Source organism: Algoriphagus winogradskyi, assembly GCF_900182815.1.
Classification (GTDB): domain Bacteria; phylum Bacteroidota; class Bacteroidia; order Cytophagales; family Cyclobacteriaceae; genus Algoriphagus; species Algoriphagus winogradskyi.
This window is the reverse complement of the sequence record NZ_FXUA01000008.1, coordinates 156186-174657: the sequence shown is the minus strand read 5'-3', so window position 1 is coordinate 174657 and position 18472 is coordinate 156186. Positions and strand designations below refer to the sequence as shown.

Here is an 18472-nt window from a genome sequence, read left to right as displayed (position 1 = left end):
CTTATCTTTTTAAGTGTATAAACCCTCTTTTCTCAAAGACATGGTTGGACTCATCCGTCCATTTAAATGAATAGAAATACGTCCCTTCAACCAAGTTTCCACCTGTCCAAACGTTCTTATAATTATCGGCGGCGTATACTTCAACACCCCACCTATTGACTATTGCCAGAGAATTGTTTGGGAAAAGACTTATTCCTGTAATCTCCCATGTATCGTTGATCCCGTCCCCATTAGGTGTAAATACGTTCGGAAAATGAATAGAAAATTGCACATGAATGACAGTACTTTCATTATTGGAATAATCAGAGTCTTGTTCATGGGAAGTGACTGAGGTGCTATTCGCTATATATTTACCTTCAGTGGTAGCTAGCACAATCACAGTGAGTTCCACCACTTCTCCAGGAAGAAGTTTTTCTATATTCCAGGTGAGTAACCTCTCGGAAGAATTAAAGCTGGCCAGTCCCACCGTGTAAACACTTCTGATATATTCCATCTGAATGGGTAGAACATCAATAACTTCAATAGACGAAGCTTCAACTTCTGAAATATTTGACACGGTGATTTTATAACTAAACTCTTTCCCAACTTCTACTAACAGTGAAGACACTTCTTTTAAAATAGTGACATCTACCTCTTTTAAATCAAGAATCTCAGTGGAATCTGTCACATCTGGGGCATTGTCTGCACTTGCTGTAACTACATTGATCATTCCTTGAGAAAACTCCACTAGTAGAAAAGACAGGGTAAAGTCCAGATGTTGCCCTACCTCCAATATAGGGATGGTAATTTCCAGTGAGTCATTGTCAAACAGTTCAAGAGATCCAGGCCCATCTACACCGAGAAATTGAAGACCAGAAGGAAAATAATCCTTCATCTTTACATTCCGGATTGGATGCTCTCCCTTATTTAGGATGCTGATGCCGTACTGAACAACATCTCCTATATTAAACAGATCCCCTATCAGTTCTTTATCCACTTCCCATTCGCTTAATGGCGGACCAAAAATTTCGCCAGTCACTTCAGCGGACCACCTGTCGGGGTGTCCTTCAGCAGTTGCCCATATTTTGTTAGTAATTTCCCCTCCAACAAGGTCTGGCTGATAATCAAGTAGAACAACAAACTCCCAGCTTATACTTTCTCCGGGTGCCAAATCATCAACTTCCCAAGTCAGTACACTTTCATCATTTGCACTAGGCAAAAATTCTGAGGTGAGAAAATCTAAGTAAGGTTGAAGTGTATCAGTAAGTATTAAATTTGTTAAGCTCAAGCTACCCACATTTTTGAGCTGTATTCCAAACCTGAATTCCCCTCCTATACTTACTGGAGAACTAATGATGGATTTCTCGATTTGCAGCTCAACTTTTTCAGTTAGAATTACCTCTACCTCTTCATTGGTATCTGTATCCTCCTCTTCATCTTTTCTGTTCAGAACTGTCACAGCGTTGCGTACCAAACCCGGCTCTTTGGAAAGGGACACCCGGGTGATAAGCTCAAAGGAGGCACGCTCTCCAACTCCGAGTCTGTCAAGTTCCCACACTACTTCATGCGTGGAAGACTGGTACACACCTCCTTCACTTCCCACATATTCCAACTCATCAGGAAGGTCATCTACCACACGGAGCTGGGAGGCTTCGCTGGGACCGGAATTCTGAACACTGATGCTGTAGCGAACCGTATCTCCCCGATAAACCGAGGCAGCGCTGAGTAGCTCTTTCTCTATGCTAAGTGAAGATTCACTACGGACAGTTACAGGTTCAGACTCATCCTCCAATTCCCCGTCTGGACCAGTCAGGTAGGCCGTGTTGCGCAGAATGGTGCCCTCTTCCAGTGAAGGAGAGACCAACAGGCGAAGTTCAAAAACACGACTTTCCCCTCCCGGTAGGCTATCCAGAGTCCAACTTACCTTTTCAGAATCAAACTGCCCTTCCGGTGTGGAAAACACATAGCTGGTCCCTGCAGGAAGTGGATCTTCCAGAAGAAGATTGTAGGCGGTACCTCTTCCTCGATTCTCTATTAAAAGCTGATAAATCAGTTCGCTCCCTGCCAGTACCTCTGTATCACCCTGAAGTGTTTTTTCCAGAAAAAGCTCCGGTACAAGTGGGACTACCTCTACCTCTTCATTGGTATCTGTATCTTCCTCTTCATCTTTTCTGTTCAGAACAGTCACAGCGTTGCGTACCAGACCCGGCTCTTTGGAAAGGGACACCCGGGTAATAAGCTCAAAGGAGGTCCGCTCTCCAACTCCAAGTCTGTCAAGTTCCCACACTACTTCATGCGTGGAAGACTGGTACACACCTCCTTCACTTCCCACATATTCCAACTCATAAGGAAGGTCATCTACCACACGGAGCTGGGAGGCTTCGCTGGGACCGGAATTCTGAACACTGATGCTGTAGCGAACCGTATCTCCCGGATAAACCGAGGCAGCGCTGAGTAGCTCTTTCTCTATGCTAAGTGAAGATTCACTACGGACAGTTACAGGTTCAGACTCATCCTCGAATTCCCCGTCTGGACCAGTCAGGTAGGCCGTGTTGCGCAGAATGGTGCCCTCTTCCAGTGAAGGAGAGACCAACAGGCGAAGTTCAAAAACACGACTTTCCCCTCCCGGTAGGCTATCCAGAGTCCAACTTACCTTTTCAGAATCAAACTGCCCTTCCGGTGTGGAAGACACATAGCTGGTCCCTGCAGGAAGTGGATCTTCCAAAAGAAGATTGTATGCGGTAAATATACCTTCATTTCTAATTAGAATTGAATACTGCATTTCCTCTCCTGAAGTAACTGAATGGGGAGCTGTGCCTAAAGGTGATTTTGTAATAGAAAGTACAGGTGCGCAACTTTTTAATCTAACAGTCACAGGAGCTGATTGGATACTTTCGCAATTATATTGGTTTAAAGTAACCGCATAGTAGGTGACTCCATCCTCTAAATGAGTCGTATGGGGAAGGGGTCTTTGCAAGCCCTGATCTTGATACCATTTAACTTGAACATTACCAGTAGCTTTTAGTATCTCCAAAGTAGGATTCAATTCGCTACATAATTCAATTTCTGTATTACTAAAAACTGGTAGCTGTATTTCTTCCCTAATTTTGAATTCCACTTTTTTGAAGTCAGGAGGCAAAAGCATACAGGAAGTCTTGGACTCTGCGCTGAGATAAAAAGCATACTCTCCAGGTTCATAGTCCTGCAAGGTTAGATCTCCTTCCTGAGATAGCTTAATATTATCAGTTTGAGTCACTTTATTTACCCCTAAAGCATCATAGTACCAAAGGAATTTGATCTCATCCTGAGTAAACTGACTCTCTTTTTGAATACCAGGTTTTAATATAACAATATCACCATGGCAATATTCTCCCCCACCGTCCACTTCAAGATCTGATTCTTTAGGCCTGGCAGTAACACTTACTCTTACGGGGTATCTGGCATATGATTCGCAATTTGACCTAAAGACCGACACCCAGTAAATGTATTCACCAGGATCGGATAGCTTTGGGGTAGTGTAGCCATTACCTGAACTTAATTCTTGCCCCCCAGTTTCGGTGGAGTACCATCTTAAAAAAGTATTTTCTCCAGGAATTGCTGAAATACGAGTATTCGTCCCCTCACAAGTGGTAAAGGGATCTGATGGATAGGTAGGAATGGCAAAAATCATTTCTGCCGCGTGTACTCTAACATTGGCAAAAAAATCAGGAAGAGCTGTATAACTTTTCACCAAGACACTGACATATGACTCTGAATTATCCTGCAAATCAGCGGCTATAGTAAACTTGTATATGTCTCCTGCTTTCTTGACATGCACAGCATCAGTATTCAAAAAATATTCAGAACTTACTTTCCTAGTTCCATTATATAAAGAAAGGCTAATAGATGATAGTTTGTCATTCTGTCCGTTCCAAGTAGGAAAAGAAAGGCTAACACTTACACTATCTCCCTTATTCCCTACAATGGGGAATATTAGATTTTGACCTATAAATCCCCCGATGAAGGCATTTTTTACAGCCCGTAACTCGGAATAGGTTTCCGTATTATAATCGACAGCATTGTCAGGTAAGTCAACAGTACAGGAGGGGCATATGTTACTAGAAATAGTATATGATCCTGCAACTGTACAATTATCCAATGGAATTTCTGTATCGTCCACCACCACAGTAAATTCAAGCCTATTACTTAAACAGCCAGTAAGAGTATTTTTGGAGGCTACACTGTATTGGTAAAATCCTCGGGGAAGCTCCTTATCCACCATAAAAACTGGTGAAATCCCCAGCAATGAACCATCTTCATCGAACCAGTGAAACTCAAAATTGTCTGCTTGAGCCAGATCGGGATATTCGGCTAATATATCCACTCCAAAGCCTTGTGGTGAAAAGTATGACATTCCCTTGGGAAGTAAAGGCTCTGAAATTGAATAATATCCTACATCAATTTGCTTAGCCTCCCCCACTTCTGATCTACAGGTGTTTGGTCCCTCAACTGTTACAAATACCTTCTCCAGAGAAATGGAACTATCCAAAATCAATTCTGAACCTTGGGAAATAATTACAGTAAGTTCTTGATCGGCATACCACGTAAAAACAGGGGAATCAACAGAATTACTAGAAACTTTCAATAGAGCTTCTTCTCCTGGGCAGAATGTATAATCTTCAAAAACCTGAATATCTGATGACTGCGCAGGGACGCAATCATTATTTTCTACAAAAGTAGTGTTTACCTCCTCGGCTTCAACTTGCACGTTAAAACTTGGAAAACCGATAAACCAAAAGAGAAAACTGAGGATAAAAGTTAGCTTCATAAAACTTTCGACTTGGATTTTACTATAAAAAAAACCGGAACGGGGCCATACCTCCATGTTCCACAAAAACAATATTGAAGAATAAAACTAGATATTTAAATTTTAAAAATATATTTAAAAGGTTGCATATTAATATAAAGCGTATTCATGTAAATGAAATGCATATAATTATAAAAGAAATTGAAAAAAAAGCTTCTTAAATAATTAAATGTTTCAGATTATTTGGCTGCAAAAATCATATTACAAAACACGAACGGCAAATTACGAACTACAAAAAAAAATGACAGGTAATTCAAATTTAAGAGAGGAAATGGGAGAAGAGATATGTAAAAATATAGAATCCAAGCTTGTAAATCAGGATAAGTGAAATCTCTTTTATTACAAAATAAATCCAATTATAGCTATATAATTACAAATAAAAATGGTTTAATTCATTTTTTAATGCCTTTATAAACTTTTATCCTCCTCATAAATTTGAGTCGCAAATCAGGGCTCCGCCAAGACAGCTGAGGCTTTTATATTAATAAAACATATATTTACCGCTTGGATAAATTATTTCAGCTTTGATATTAAAACAGATTCAAGCTGACTGGGTTTTCATCTATTAACGCTCAGCTAATCATCTATTTAATCCCTGCTATCAACTATGGAAGTTCAAGCTAAAAAAAGAAAATTGCTCCTTATTGATGATGAGCCATTGATGGGTGTGCTTCTAAAAAATAAATTTAAACTAGGATATGAGGTAGCTGTAAAGCTTAATGGCTTGGAAGGACTAAGCTATATTCTTGATGGCAATGTACCTGATGTGGTGATATTGGATCTCAATATGCCTGTAATGGGAGGAATTGAATTTATTCAGGAAATCAGAAAGTTTACCTACCTACATCAAATAGTAATAATAGTTCTCTCCGGGGAGGAATCTGCAGCAAGTAGAATCGATGCATTTAATGCTTGTGCGGATGATTTCCTTATCAAACCATTCAACATGGCTGAGCTGTCGATTAGAATTGAAAGATTTTTCACAAGATACAAATTTGACAAGTTATGAAAGACAAATTAGTCTTCATAAATCCTTTTTACTGTCATCCAAGTAAAAACCCTACAGCAAATCAGGTTTCTTGGAATAGTGCAAAACTGAAAAAGCGGAATCACCGATTAGGTTAATTCCGCTTTAAATGGGATGTTGCGGTTACCACACTACAAACAACCCAGTGCAACATACAAAACTATCGGGCCATCCGATAATCAGTCAGTTACTTTCTTTCATTCCCCGTGAAATCGTCGACCAAGCTTCAGACACTTTTCAGTCAAATCGGTATTATAAGACCATGGATACCTGGAAGCAGCTGGTCTTCATGCTTTATGGGGTAGTTTCTAAAGCCCATTCACTCAATAGCTTGTGTAAGTGCTTGTTGTTTGTAGGGCAAAAACTCAGCTACTTGGGCATCACCAAACTTCCTGCGAGCAGTACGCTTTCGGATGCCAACCGTAAGCGTCCCAATGAGGTGTTCGGTTATATCTATTACCTACTTTTGGCACATTACTGGGCAGAGATTTCGGACAGTTACCTCAGCTTGCCTATCAACGGAGAGGTATCACCCGACCGGGTAAAACTGTTTGACTCCAGCACCGTGACCCTGTTTACCGATGTATTCAAAGGAGCAGGAAGGAATCCCATGAACGGGAAGAAAAAGGGAGGGCTGAAGGTGCATGCTCTGCTTCCGTTGGACAACATGGTGCCTGAACTGATCTGGCTTACACCGGCTAGCAGCAATGACAAAGATTTCCTCGGACAGCTGAAGGTAGAACAAGGAGCCATTTACGTGTTTGACAAGGGCTATGTGAACTATGCGGTTTATAAAAAATGGACAGAGAGTGGTGCTTTTTACGTGACCAGGCTTAATGAAAACGCTACCTATGAAGTGGTCAGCCAAATCCGAACCGACATCCATGACTTCCTTTCCGGAGGCACTATTCTGGATCAGCTGGTTGAACTAAAAACTGATCAGGGGCCACTAAAGGCTAGATTGGTCACTTACAAAGATCCATTGACAGGCAAAGTGTTTCGCTTTCTAAGCAACCTGTTTAACTTTGAGTCCCATACGATTGTGTTATTGTACAAAAACCGCTGGGAAATCGAACCGTTCTTTAAGCGGATCAAGCAAAACTTCGAACTAGGCTATTTTTTCTCGGACAGCCGGGAGGGGATCAAAACCCAGGTATGGATGGTATTGATTGCCAATCTGATATTCACCGTGATTCACAAACGGGTCAAAGAGGCTGAGCAGTTCACAACCTTAGTGGCCATGGCAAGAGCTAACTTGATATCCTATGTCTGCTTCCAGACCATCCTAAAAACCAACTGCCTGGCAGCAGATGAACGAAATCTGGAAATAGTACAACTGGATATTTTTGGAAGTAAACAGGGGGGTGTTTTGAATATAAAGGAAAAATCACCCTAGAAAGCAGGAAAACCCACTATTTTAGGCTATGTAAAACTTACTCGGATAACAGTAATAAAAATACAGTTTGGATTGTAAATTCTATGGTATGGATTCAGGATTGGGAATAATTAAGTTTGTTGCTTGGCAGTCTGAAAACTTCATTGACATAGGTACAAGTCAAGAAGACTTGCACCAACTAGGAGATGCTGTCCAGCTTCTGGAGAAGCAGGACAACAGGAGCAGGAAGAAGCCTCATAAAAACGTCGAAAAATTGGCCAGGAATTGGCTCCGCTTTTCAATAGCCTAGGGTTTCAACCCTAGGCTTTAATGGAATATTTTCGCCCATTAGCGCTGGCCCGGAATCCTTATTCGGAGACGAAAGCCTAGAGCCCCGCCACGGCGGGCAGGCAAAAGATGGAAACGGTTAGGTGACTTTCGGTATAAAGAAATTTATTTAACACAATTTCTCAATTCAAATGAATATAAAAGAGCGAGTTTATTTCTCCGAAACTTTTGAGGGTAAAAAGTTTCCCAAGGCCTTCGCCCAAGCCTATACTTCAAATCGGTAAAAAGAATAGAAAGGTTGAATGGCTGTGAACCGATTTGATTTTTGAGAATTGTCTTTACCTAAAAATTGGCGGATCTCGCTCAATCCTTCACTAGCTAGCCAATTTTCTTAACAGCTAAGACTACATCTCAAAAACCGTATATCCTCGCATCTCCTAACTGATAAGGATAATAGTCTGTGAGGACACATACCTTGGTGGATGTTTGAATGAAGAACATCGAATAAAGAATGATGAAGTTGGGCGAAGGATCTAGATTCAAGGTTGGGGGATAATTAAGGTTTCAGCTTTCTTACAGTTAAAAATAGAAAAGTCCTGCTTCTGGAGAAGCAGAACAGCAGGAATATAAAAACGTCGACAAATAGGCCAGGAATTGGCTCCGCTTTTCAATAGCCTAGGGTTTCAACCCTAGGCTTTAATGGAATATTTTCGCCCAGTAGCGCTGGCCCGGAATCCTTATTCGGAGACGAAAGCCTAGAGCCCCGCCACGGCGGGCAGGCAAAAGATGGAAACGGTTAGGTGACTTTCGGTATAAAGAAATTTATTTAACACAATTTCTCAATTCAAATGAATATAAAAGAGCGAGTTTATTTCTCCGAAACTTTTGAGGCTAAAAAGTTTCCCGAGGCTTTCGCCCAAGCCTATACTTCAAATCGGAAAAAAGAATAGAAAGGTTGAATGGCTGTTGACAAATCTGATTTTTGAGAATTGTCTTTGAATAAAAATTGGCGGATCTCGCTCAATCCTTCGCGAGCTAGCCAATTTTCTTAACCGCTAAGACTACATCTCAAAAACCGTATATGTATCGCATCTCCTAACCGATAAAGAGTAGTCTGTGAGGACACAGACCTTGGTGGAAGTTTGAATGAAGAACATCGAATGAAGAATGATGAAGTTGGGCGAAGGATCTAGATTCAAGGTTGGGGGATAATTAAGGTTTCGGCTTTCTTACAGTTAAAAATAGAAAAGTCCTGCTTCTGGAGAAGCAGGACAACTTGAATTCGTGAAAAGCAAAAAAAATCGCAGGCTTTCGTCTGCGATTTTTAGATAATATTTTGAATTAGGGCTACTTCCTTCTCAATGCCCTCTTCCACCAAGGAAGCTGAACCTCTTCGTGGTAACCATAGGAATTATTTCCATACCCATAGCCGTAGCCATAACCATATCCATAACCGTAGCCCTTATCAATATGCACATCATTCAAGATGCCATAAATCTTTGAGACACCGCCTTTCTCTACTAGATTATTCAAAATCTGGGTATTTCCTTTCATTGAGTAGCCTTGACGGAACACAAAGAAACTAATATCAGCAAAGCCAAACAGTTCTTTAGTTTCAGAAACTAGCCCAACAGGAGGACAGTCAAAAATAACTACATCATACTCTGCCTTGATTTCCTTGATGATTTCCCCAAACTTATCTTGAAGCAGTAATTCTGCTGGGTTAGGAGGAATAGGGCCAGAAAGGATTACGTCCATATCCCTATGTCCAGTAGGTTTAACCACATCCCGCCAGGAAATATCTGAGCTAAGACAGGTACTCATTCCTTTATCATTTACCAATCCGAAATCCTCAGCAATCTTAGGTTTACGAAGATCCAGACCAATAAGTAAAGTCTTCTTACCCATCAAAGCATAGACTGAAGCCACATTGATGGAAACAAAAGTTTTACCTTCCCCAGAAATGGATGAAGTAAATAGAATAGTTAAGTTATCTCTATGAGGACTTAAATAGGACATATCTGCCCTCAAGGAACGGAAAGACTCAGTCACCGTAGATCTAGGATTATTCATTACAGGAATTGCATCCTCAGAATTATTTCTTCCAATCATTCCAATCAATGGTACCTTTATTTGATTTTCCAATTCCTTAGGATCCTCAATCTTGGTATTTAAAAAGTCCTTAATTGTGATAAAGCCAATTGGAAGAATTAGTCCTAAAATCAGGCCAATCAACAAATTTAGAGAACGCTTCGGAGCAACAGGCTGTTGTCCTGATTTAGCATAATCTAATATACTATTTTTAGGCATATTAGCCGCTTTGGTAATTTCTGCCTCTGCCTTCTTTTCAAGTAGGTATATGTAAATATTCTCGTTTATAGTAAACTGGCGTTGAATTCCTATCAGATTACGTTCAGTTTCAGGAAGGGAGTTCACATCTACTTCCAACATACGAATCTGACTATTAAGATCAGCAATAGTATTCTCTGTATTGCTAATTGCAGAATTAACATTTTCCTGAAGCTGCTTTTTAATATTTTGAATTCTGGTGGTATTTTCCCTTACAGTAGGATTTAATTCAGTAAAATTTGCAGATAATCGATTCTGCTCTGCCTGTAATTCACTATATGCTTGAACCAGAGAATTTAATAAGGGATCAGTTACTCCCATTACAGATGGAGCAACCATATCGCCTGTTTGGTTTGTGACTAAATAATCCCTAAGAGTGTTATAGTATTTTAAACTTAGTTCTGTTTGCCCCTTTTGCTTCTCCAACTCCTGCATTCTCTCGAAAATCACAGAACCTTCTTCTGACAAATTAAAAACCCTATTTTCAGTTCTGTATTTTTGAAGCTTATTTTCTGAAAACCTCAAAGAATCAGAAATTCCGGAAAGTTGCTCATCAATAAATTTTACGGTGTTTTCTGAAGCTTTATTCTTTTCATTTAACTCCCGCGCCAAGTACATTTCCATCAACTTATTGATGTAATCCTCACCTAAACGTCTAACTGGAGTCTCTAAGCTTAAAGAAAGAATAGAAGCTTGCTTATTAATAGGGGTCACAGCTAACTCTTCTCTGTAAAACAGAGCAAGGGATGGTGTATCTACTAAATTAAATTGAATAATATCACCTGGAAGGGCCGATATCTGGTTAACTGTAAATGAAAAATATTCTCCTTGTATCTCTTCACCAAAGGAGAATACAGATTTCTCAAAAGAAACAGGATCTTCTAATAATTCCTTATAATAAGGATCATTGGGGTAATATATTTTAAACTCATCATTTTCAACGGAGAGTTCAAAGGATTCCTCATTGATTACCTCCAATCTAAATCTGCCCCCTACTAGTTGTGGCTGCTTCCAATCTACGGTAACCAATATTGGTAATTTCCCATAAATCTGGGTTGTAGTCACAAATCCCTCCTCATAATACTGAACATTGAGGTTAAGCTCTGATACTGCCTCTTCTGCCAAAGAAAAAGACTTCAGAATTCCGATTTCATTTTCAATATTACTCTTGCCTCCAAGCATCCCTAAACCTGAGGACTCAAATAAATCCATACCCAAGGCAGGCTCTTCATCCTCCACAAGTATGCTGGACTCCACTTTAAAAATATTAGTAGCATATCTATTAAAAAGAAAGGCTCCCAGTACACCTATAAAAATACAGGCTACTATCAACACCCAGTATTGCAGGTAATTGAATAAAAGTACTTTTAAATCAATTTCATCCTCTTTTTGTACCATAAAAGGATTTTGCCCAGAATTGGAAGGATTTGGGGTATTCGGGTACATATATACTTATTTGAGTAAATTTAATATTAAGGCCACTGAAGATATCCCTGCAAATACCAAGGCTAAGGTTTGGGCTGTATTTTCACCAGTACCAGTTTCTCTTACTTTCATTGGTTCCACATACAGCTGATCATTCGGCTGAATAAAATAAAATGGAGAAGCCACAATTTGCCTATCCAATAAATTAATCCTATGCAATCTAGTCCCTTCGGGATACTGTCTAATCAATAAAATCTCATCTCTTTTAGCGACAGTTGTCAAATCGCCAGCATTAGCAATCGCTTCAAATATGGTCATTCTGTCCTGAAGTACGGTGAATTTACCCGGACGTCTAAATTCGCCCAATGCTGAATATCGCACACCTCCTAATTTTACTTTAACGTAAAGTTCACTCTTGACAAATGTCCGCATGCTCTCCTCAATTACTATCCTGGCCTCTTCTAATGTTTTATCTTTGACCTGAATATCTCCAACAACAGGAAGTCGGATATTCCCTTTTTGATCCACAGAATAACCAGTCATATAGTAGATATCCCCACCGCTTTGTGCAGAGACGTTACCCATTTGCTGATTCATCTGAGGGGGCTTATTATTAAAACCAAATTGAAGCAAATCATCCACTGTTTGGATATTAACATCTATAATATCGTTATACTGCAGCTTATAATCGGGAATTTCGTAGGTAATCAACTCTCCATCTTCAATTACAGTGTTCCCCTCCTGGTTTTGCAGATAAATGATTTTCTCATTGGAGATACAGCCAAAGGCCATGAAAAAAAGCAGGGAATATGATAACCCCTTTAAGAATTTCTTCATATATAGATTTTTAATTTTTTGTCTCAAAAACTGCGCAAACTTAAACATTTAACCTTATATTCTTTGTTTTTTTATGACATCAGCAAAAAACTCACGGGTTTTAGATATAATTTAACAATCTATTTCCCTAGCATAAAATATGGCCAACGACAATTTACCCGATTTTAAAGAAACTTTTTGTGGCACAATTCAACAGAATTTAGCCTAATTATAATTAACTGCAATCTTACAAGTCACCTTAGATTCTTTTCTTTTCAGGTTGGGAGACCGAAACTTCGGCTATACTCAGTACAGGTGTCCAAAGACTCCCGTACTGGCGGGACTGGCTGAAGCGGTCTCAATTCTTAAGTTACACATATCGTACATAGCTTTTCCCACCTTACTGGTATAAAAGCGGATATTCATAATCCCTATAATAGGTCTCAAAGAAATCTAGAAATCTCTAAAGTAATCTGTTGTTCAATAAACGCAGTAAATACCTTATCTGGACTTAGTAAATAATTCTAAATCCGGCAGGAATGCGCTATTCTTGCTTGTAATGCTTTAATTTCGAATAATGAACATTGAATTTAGAATTTGAAGAATTAGAATGACAGGAAAACAAATTATACAAACAGGAGCTATTTTCGGGATGCTAGCAGTGGGAATAGGAGCTTTTGGCGCACATGGGCTGAAAGAAATTCTGGCTGAAACCGGGAGAACTGAAACCTTTGAAACAGCAGTGAAATATCACTTCTATCACTCGCTCGCTATTTTTCTGATTGGCATACTAGCTCTGGTAAAACCTGAATGGAAGAAACTAAGCTTAGCCGCTGTCTTAATGGCTGTGGGAATTCTGATTTTCTCAGGTTCTCTTTATGTTCTTTCTCTTACTGGAATTACCTGGCTGGGAGCAATTACCCCACTCGGTGGTGTTGCATTTATAGGTGGGTGGATTTTAATAGTTGTAGCCGCCTCAAAAAACTAAGTATGCGTAAACTCTTTACTCTAATCCTCCTTATAGTATCATTCAATTCAAGCCTTTTTGCGCAGCTCACCCGCGATCAGTACTTAAAATTGGAATCAGCGTTAGGAGAAGGCAGTTTTTTCAATGGACATCTAAGCGGATTTATGCTGTACGATTTGGATTCGCAGGTGGTACTTTATGAGAAAAACAGTCATCAACGCTTTATCCCAGCTTCGACCACCAAACTTTTCACCTTATTTTCCTCACTAATTATCCTGAATGACAGCACTCAGACTTTGCGCTACGTAACTGAAGGGAATACCATAAAGATTTGGGGTTCGGGAGATCCTAGCTGGAAATACAAAAAGTTTGATGATCCCGGAATAGCCAGACTAATAGCTCCCTTCGATAAGGTCATCTTTTCTGATGCAAATATGATGTCCCCTGCTTTTGGCTATGGCTGGCAATGGGATGATTATTATTACAATTACTCAGCGGAGCGAAGTTCTTTGCCGATCTATGGAAATTTGCTTCAGGTGAAAAAAGTAGGCAATGCCCCTTCCGTCTTCCCTCCTAGTTTTCAACAGCAAGTATTCCCTACGAATCGCACAATTCGGGAATTGGAGCGGGACTTCCACAGCAATAAATTCTACTATAACCCAAATAACTTCAGGGCTAGAGAGGAATTCATTCCTTTTATTTACACTCCTGAGCTATTAATGAAGCTCGCTTCTGATGCAACTGGAAAACAATGGATCTATCAGCCGGATAGTTTACCCCTGATCCATCAGGAATTGCGTGGGGCAGCTCTTTTCCCTATTCTGAAAGAAATGATGCTGGAAAGTGATAATTTTCTTGCAGAGCAACTCATGTTGATGGTTTCGGATAGACTTTTCCAGCGATTGGATACAGAGCGGGCAATTGAATACATGCTCAAAACCTATCTCTTTGATCTTCCCGATCAACCTCAATGGGTAGATGGATCCGGGCTAAGCCGTCACGATCTTTTCACGCCCAGAACCATGGTGGCACTTTTTGAAAAGATCTATAGAATGCTACCTGACCAGCAGCTGTTGGAACTTCTACCCGCTGGAGGAAAAGCAGGAACCTTGGAAAACAGTTACAAAGCTGAGCAGCCTTATGTTTTTGCAAAGACTGGTACGATGAGTAATAATCACAGTCTGGTAGGACTTATTAAAGGCAAAAGCGGTCGTTTTTATTGCTTTGCTTTTATGAATTCCAATTATCCTTGGAAAGCTTCTGAAGTGAGAAGGGAAATGGAGAAGGTGATGGTATTGCTGAGAGATATGATTTGATTTGGGATTTACGATTTACGATTTACGATTTACGAGATGGAACGTATCAGTTCAATAAATAGATAAAGTTTAGGGTGTTTATTGTATTTGGAATTTTTGCTCTGCTTTGTTTTCTACCAGTAAAGAGGGAAAAGCAATCTAGAATTTGTTCAAAATTATAATTGAGGGCACTTCAGCCTGTCCCGTTAGTACGGGAGTCTTCGGTCATCGGTCTTCCGACCAGATAAGCAAAGAATCCAAGGCAACTGGCATCATTGCGGATGCTCATATTTTTTTTTACAAAATCTGTAAGGAATCAGTCAAGCCATGGTCTAAAGGATAAAACAACTCGCACCATGAAAAAATCACTTATTCTTTACATCCTCTTTTTCGGATTTGTAACCCTCTCCTATTCTCAAAACTCCTTTGATAGCAAAGTATCCGGATCCGGACCAGTAATTATTTTAATTCCAGGACTAGCTTCTTCAGGGGAGGTTTGGAAGGAAACAGTTGCCGAACTCAGCAAAACAAATACTTGTCACGTACTGACTTTGCCTGGTTTCGCTGGTCAGCCCGCAGAAAATCTAACTAATGGTTTTTTACCTATTGTAAAATCTGAAATTGCAGAATACATTCAGCAACTTGACCAGCCAGTAGAACTAATAGGTCATAGTTTGGGAGGTTTTTTATCCCTTCAACTTGCAAATGAGCATCCAGACCTAATTTCAAAAGCAATTATAGTTGACTCCTACCCTTTTTATTCCGCTGCGATGAATCCTGCAGCGACAGCAGAAATGATGGTTCCTATGGCTAAGCAAACCAAGTCTATGATCGTGAACTCCAATCCTGAGGACTTTGAAAGTCAGCAAACTGCAAGTATGCCAATGATGACTACCTCTACAGCTAGAATTCCCCAGCTAGTGGATTGGTCCATGAAAAGTGACCGGGCTACTGTAGGGCAAGCTATCTACGAATTGATGATTACTGATTACCGACAGAATCTCAATACACTCAAAACGCCAATTCTTGTGTTGGGAGCATGGCACGCTGGAAAAGATTATGGGATGACTGCAAAATCAGTAAAGTCCAATTTTGAGCAGCAATATCAACTGGCTGAAAATGTTCAAATAGAAATGGCTCCCACTGCTCATCACTTTATAATGTGGGATAACCCAGATTGGTTTTTGGCTGAAATCCAGAATTTCCTCAAATGAAGCACAGGAAAGATCTGGAATTTGAAAACCTCTACAAAACCCACAAAGACAAGATTTTCCGTCTTTGCCTGGGTTTTGTGAAGGATAGAGAACTGGCTCACGACCTCTTTCAGGAAATTCTAATCAAGATCTGGAGACATCTGGACAGCTTTCGAAGTGAAAGTGAACTAAGCACCTGGATTTATAGAATCGCTTATAATACTGCCATTACCTTCTCTGCAAAAGAAAAAAAGAAGCCCGAACAAGCTGAGCTACCAAATGGGATGGATCTTGCCGAACCAGAAAACAACAGTCTAGAGCAGGAATTACAAATCAAAAAACTCTATGAAGCCATTTCTTCATTGGCCGAAACTGATCGGGTTATTGCAACCCTGCTACTGGAGAATACACCCTATAAAACAATCGCTGAGATCACAGGAATTACTGAGAATTATGTAGCTGTAAAAGTAAACCGTATCAAAGCCTCACTCACTCAACTTCTCAATCCCTATGGAAAATAATTTCGAAGACATACAAAAGCTTTGGCAGGCTCAGAAGCCTATTGATTTTGACATCAATTCATTGATGGAAGGGCTGAGAAAAACTGAAGTAAAACAAAGAAGAGAGATGATTTTCATGATGCTAATCACACCTCTCACAATTGGGTTTCTCTTTTGGTCTATGCCATGGAGGGAAAGTATTGGCATAGCTATCAGCTTGTATATAATCGCTTTCGCCATGATATGGGTTTTGGGCTTGACTCTCCGGTCAAAAGTCCGCAAAAATGACTCCAGCGAACGATTCAGCAATTCTGACTATTTGAAGGCCCATATCAAAAAGCTGAACTTCCGCTATGAGATAGCAAGAAAGCACATGTATGCCTATACTTTTCTACTCATACTAGCGCTGAATATTTCTTACTACATCTTATTGGAACCCTTAAATGTCATTTCACGAGTTGGAATCCATCTCACATTAACATTAGCCATTCTTGGTTTTATGCATTGGCAAATAAAAAGAAAAGTGAAAAAGTACGATAAGGAACTCAAGCCAATGATTGAGCAGATGAAAGGAATGCTGGAAAGGAAAGGGGATTAAGTATCAATGGACAATTATCAAACTCAAGGAAAAAGGTAGCAATCACCTGTCTTGCGTGGGAGTTTACTCCCTATTTGTTTATGATGATGGTTTCCGGAAGGTATCATCCGGATGGGTGAGCCTTACGGGATTTTCGGTTTTGTACTGGATTGAACGCCGTTAAGAAAATGACTTAGCTCCCGAGGTACGAGGGAGATCCAGTCATTTTTAGGTGTGAAATGCAGCACAAAATTCCGCTGTGTTGCTGTTTAAAATGAATAAGGAAAGGTATCAGCGGAAAGAAAAGACCGAGGCTCAGGGCTTTTTGGTTACTTTTTGGCCGCCAAAAAGTGACAAAGATAAAACCTATATAAAATGGAGGAAGGTGTAGGAGATGTTGATTCTCTTAAGAAAAATTATTCAATAATAAAAAGAATCTATACTTTCTTCTGGTGAAATTAGTTTAGTTACAAATTTAATTTTCCATTAAATTCAAGGTAGAACCATTACTATAAAGGTTCTAGGCTTGATCTTAAATATTAGACGAAGGATGGGTAAAAGATTTTTTGCACCTATTGCGTTCTCTGCGAAAATCTCTGTGAACTCTGTGGTTTAAATCCATTTTACCTCAGAAATAAAACTTCGAGGTTAGAAAAACCTCAATGATTAATTTCAGCAACCATTTTACTTGATAAATTTTCATTGGGCTTCTGTGCCCAGGCGGGAGACTTTAACTTAAAAATAAAAAAGCCTTATTTTCACGTTTCAGAATTACACTCCCTTTACAAATGCAAAAACGCGCTTTCTTAAAATCCCTAGGACTACTTTCAGCCTCACTCCCATTAGTTTCATGGGATTCAGCCCATTCGGCATATGACCCCAAAACGGTTTTGCCGAAGGCAATCAAAAAAGGAGATACAGTAGGCTTGATAGCTCCATCTGCTGCTATGGCAGATAGAATGCAGTTTACCTTCGCAGAAGAAGCATTGGAAGCGTTAGGATTCCAGGTAAAACTCGGAGCAAACCTCAAAAACCGATACGGACATCTGGCAGGGACTGATGAAGAACGAGCTTCAGATTTGAATGAAATGTTTGCCGACAAAGAGGTAAAAGCAATTATCTGCATACGTGGTGGCTCTGGTGCTGCGCGGATTTTGCCTTTGATTGATTATAAGGCAATTGCCAAAAACCCAAAACCACTTCTTGGATATTCAGATATCACAGCTTTGCACTGTGCGATTCACGCACAAACCGGCTTAATCACCTTCCATGGCCCCATGGGATCGAGTACCTGGAATAGCTTCAACGTGGAGCAGTTTGAGAAGGTATTTATAGAAAAAGAAAAAGTAATATTCAAAAATATCCATGGGGAAAGTGATGATCTGGTGGTCAAATCAAATAGAATTCAAACACTTAAAGGTGGGATTGCGGAAGGAAAAATCTTGGGTGGAAATCTTACTGTTTTGACAGCAATCTCGGGCTCTCCTTATTATCCTGATTTCAAAGACGCAATTCTTTTCATCGAAGATATAGGAGAAGACCCATACAAAATGGACCGCATGATGAGTACATTAAAACTCAACGGTACCCTGGACCAACTCAAAGGTTTTGTGTTTGGGCAATGTTCAGACTGCGAACCTGGCGGTGGTTATGGGTCTCTTACCTTAGATCAGGTCATGGATGATTACATCTTACCTTTGAACATTCCCGCTTACACTGGCGCGATGATTGGTCATATATCTAAGCAGTTCATTATTCCTGTAGGCGGAAAAGTTGCCATGGATGCAGATAAGGGAACCATTTCGCTGCTTGAATCCGTATTTGAGTAAGAATTA

Annotated in this window: 12 protein-coding genes; 9 read left to right on the top strand and 3 right to left on the bottom strand. The window is 39.9% G+C overall.

The genetic code is table 11. The features are described 5' to 3' along the window. Position 1 precedes the first annotated feature (1 nt). Positions 2 to 4786: an Ig-like domain-containing protein gene (locus QOL76_RS18300; RefSeq protein ID WP_283414408.1), complete on the bottom strand. Its 4785-nt coding sequence runs from the start codon at positions 4784 to 4786 to the stop codon at positions 2 to 4. Positions 4787 to 5432: 646 nt separating this feature from the next. Between QOL76_RS18300 and QOL76_RS18295 the strand changes: the two genes are divergently transcribed. From QOL76_RS18295 to QOL76_RS18285, 3 genes are all read left to right on the top strand, one after another. Further along, a complete protein-coding gene (locus tag QOL76_RS18295; RefSeq protein WP_283414407.1) occupies positions 5433 to 5834 on the top strand; it encodes a response regulator in 402 nt (133 codons plus the stop codon). A gap of 127 nt (positions 5835 to 5961) precedes the next feature. Beyond that, positions 5962 to 7248, top strand: coding sequence for an IS4 family transposase (locus tag QOL76_RS18290; RefSeq protein ID WP_283414406.1), 1287 nt, complete (start codon positions 5962 to 5964; stop codon positions 7246 to 7248). Between the two features lie 88 nt (positions 7249 to 7336). Beyond that, positions 7337 to 7537, top strand: coding sequence for a hypothetical protein (locus QOL76_RS18285; RefSeq protein WP_283414405.1), 201 nt, complete (start codon positions 7337 to 7339; stop codon positions 7535 to 7537). 1325 nt (positions 7538 to 8862) lie between these two features. Here QOL76_RS18285 and QOL76_RS18280 read toward each other — a convergent pair. Both QOL76_RS18280 and QOL76_RS18275 read right to left on the bottom strand, forming a co-directional pair. Next, positions 8863 to 11310, bottom strand: coding sequence for a GumC family protein (locus QOL76_RS18280; RefSeq protein WP_283414404.1), 2448 nt, complete (start codon positions 11308 to 11310; stop codon positions 8863 to 8865). Positions 11311 to 11316: 6 nt separating this feature from the next. Next, positions 11317 to 12126, bottom strand: a complete 810-nt coding sequence (locus QOL76_RS18275; RefSeq protein WP_283414403.1) for a polysaccharide biosynthesis/export family protein — start codon at positions 12124 to 12126, stop codon at positions 11317 to 11319. Between the two features lie 589 nt (positions 12127 to 12715). Between QOL76_RS18275 and QOL76_RS18270 the strand changes: the two genes are divergently transcribed. From QOL76_RS18270 to QOL76_RS18245, 6 genes are all read left to right on the top strand, one after another. Beyond that, positions 12716 to 13093, top strand: a complete 378-nt coding sequence (locus QOL76_RS18270; protein ID WP_283414402.1) for a DUF423 domain-containing protein — start codon at positions 12716 to 12718, stop codon at positions 13091 to 13093. Positions 13094 to 13095: 2 nt separating this feature from the next. Further along, entirely contained in the window at positions 13096 to 14388 is a 1293-nt protein-coding gene (locus tag QOL76_RS18265) for a D-alanyl-D-alanine carboxypeptidase (protein ID WP_283414401.1), read from the top strand. A 335-nt stretch (positions 14389 to 14723) separates the two neighbouring features. Next, positions 14724 to 15581: an alpha/beta fold hydrolase gene (locus QOL76_RS18260; protein WP_283414400.1), complete on the top strand. Its 858-nt coding sequence runs from the start codon at positions 14724 to 14726 to the stop codon at positions 15579 to 15581. Then, positions 15578 to 16081 carry an RNA polymerase sigma factor gene (locus QOL76_RS18255; protein WP_283414399.1) on the top strand — a complete coding sequence of 168 codons (504 nt, stop codon included), beginning with the start codon at positions 15578 to 15580 and terminating at the stop codon, positions 16079 to 16081. The genes QOL76_RS18260 and QOL76_RS18255 overlap by 4 nt, the downstream gene beginning before the upstream one ends. Next, entirely contained in the window at positions 16071 to 16658 is a 588-nt protein-coding gene (locus QOL76_RS18250; RefSeq protein ID WP_283414398.1) for a hypothetical protein, read from the top strand. The genes QOL76_RS18255 and QOL76_RS18250 overlap by 11 nt, the downstream gene beginning before the upstream one ends. A 767-nt stretch (positions 16659 to 17425) precedes the next feature. Then, positions 17426 to 18466 carry a S66 peptidase family protein gene (locus QOL76_RS18245; RefSeq protein WP_283414397.1) on the top strand — a complete coding sequence of 347 codons (1041 nt, stop codon included), beginning with the start codon at positions 17426 to 17428 and terminating at the stop codon, positions 18464 to 18466. Positions 18467 to 18472: the final 6 nt, after the last annotated feature.

What these genes read in the sequence shown, in the direction of transcription:
- QOL76_RS18285 (WP_283414405.1), top strand. Translation starts at nt 7,337, where the DNA reads ATGGATTCAGGATTGGGAATAATTAAGTTTGTTGCTTGGCAGTCTGAA.
- QOL76_RS18245 (WP_283414397.1), top strand. Translation starts at nt 17,426, where the DNA reads ATGCAAAAACGCGCTTTCTTAAAATCCCTAGGACTACTTTCAGCCTCA.
- QOL76_RS18300 (WP_283414408.1), bottom strand. Translation starts at nt 4,786, where the DNA reads ATGAAGCTAACTTTTATCCTCAGTTTTCTCTTTTGGTTTATCGGTTTT.
- QOL76_RS18255 (WP_283414399.1), top strand. Translation starts at nt 15,578, where the DNA reads ATGAAGCACAGGAAAGATCTGGAATTTGAAAACCTCTACAAAACCCAC.
- QOL76_RS18260 (WP_283414400.1), top strand. Translation starts at nt 14,724, where the DNA reads ATGAAAAAATCACTTATTCTTTACATCCTCTTTTTCGGATTTGTAACC.
- QOL76_RS18270 (WP_283414402.1), top strand. Translation starts at nt 12,716, where the DNA reads ATGACAGGAAAACAAATTATACAAACAGGAGCTATTTTCGGGATGCTA.
- QOL76_RS18280 (WP_283414404.1), bottom strand. Translation starts at nt 11,310, where the DNA reads ATGTACCCGAATACCCCAAATCCTTCCAATTCTGGGCAAAATCCTTTT.
- QOL76_RS18250 (WP_283414398.1), top strand. Translation starts at nt 16,071, where the DNA reads ATGGAAAATAATTTCGAAGACATACAAAAGCTTTGGCAGGCTCAGAAG.
- QOL76_RS18290 (WP_283414406.1), top strand. Translation starts at nt 5,962, where the DNA reads ATGGGATGTTGCGGTTACCACACTACAAACAACCCAGTGCAACATACA.
- QOL76_RS18275 (WP_283414403.1), bottom strand. Translation starts at nt 12,126, where the DNA reads ATGAAGAAATTCTTAAAGGGGTTATCATATTCCCTGCTTTTTTTCATG.
- QOL76_RS18265 (WP_283414401.1), top strand. Translation starts at nt 13,096, where the DNA reads ATGCGTAAACTCTTTACTCTAATCCTCCTTATAGTATCATTCAATTCA.
- QOL76_RS18295 (WP_283414407.1), top strand. Translation starts at nt 5,433, where the DNA reads ATGGAAGTTCAAGCTAAAAAAAGAAAATTGCTCCTTATTGATGATGAG.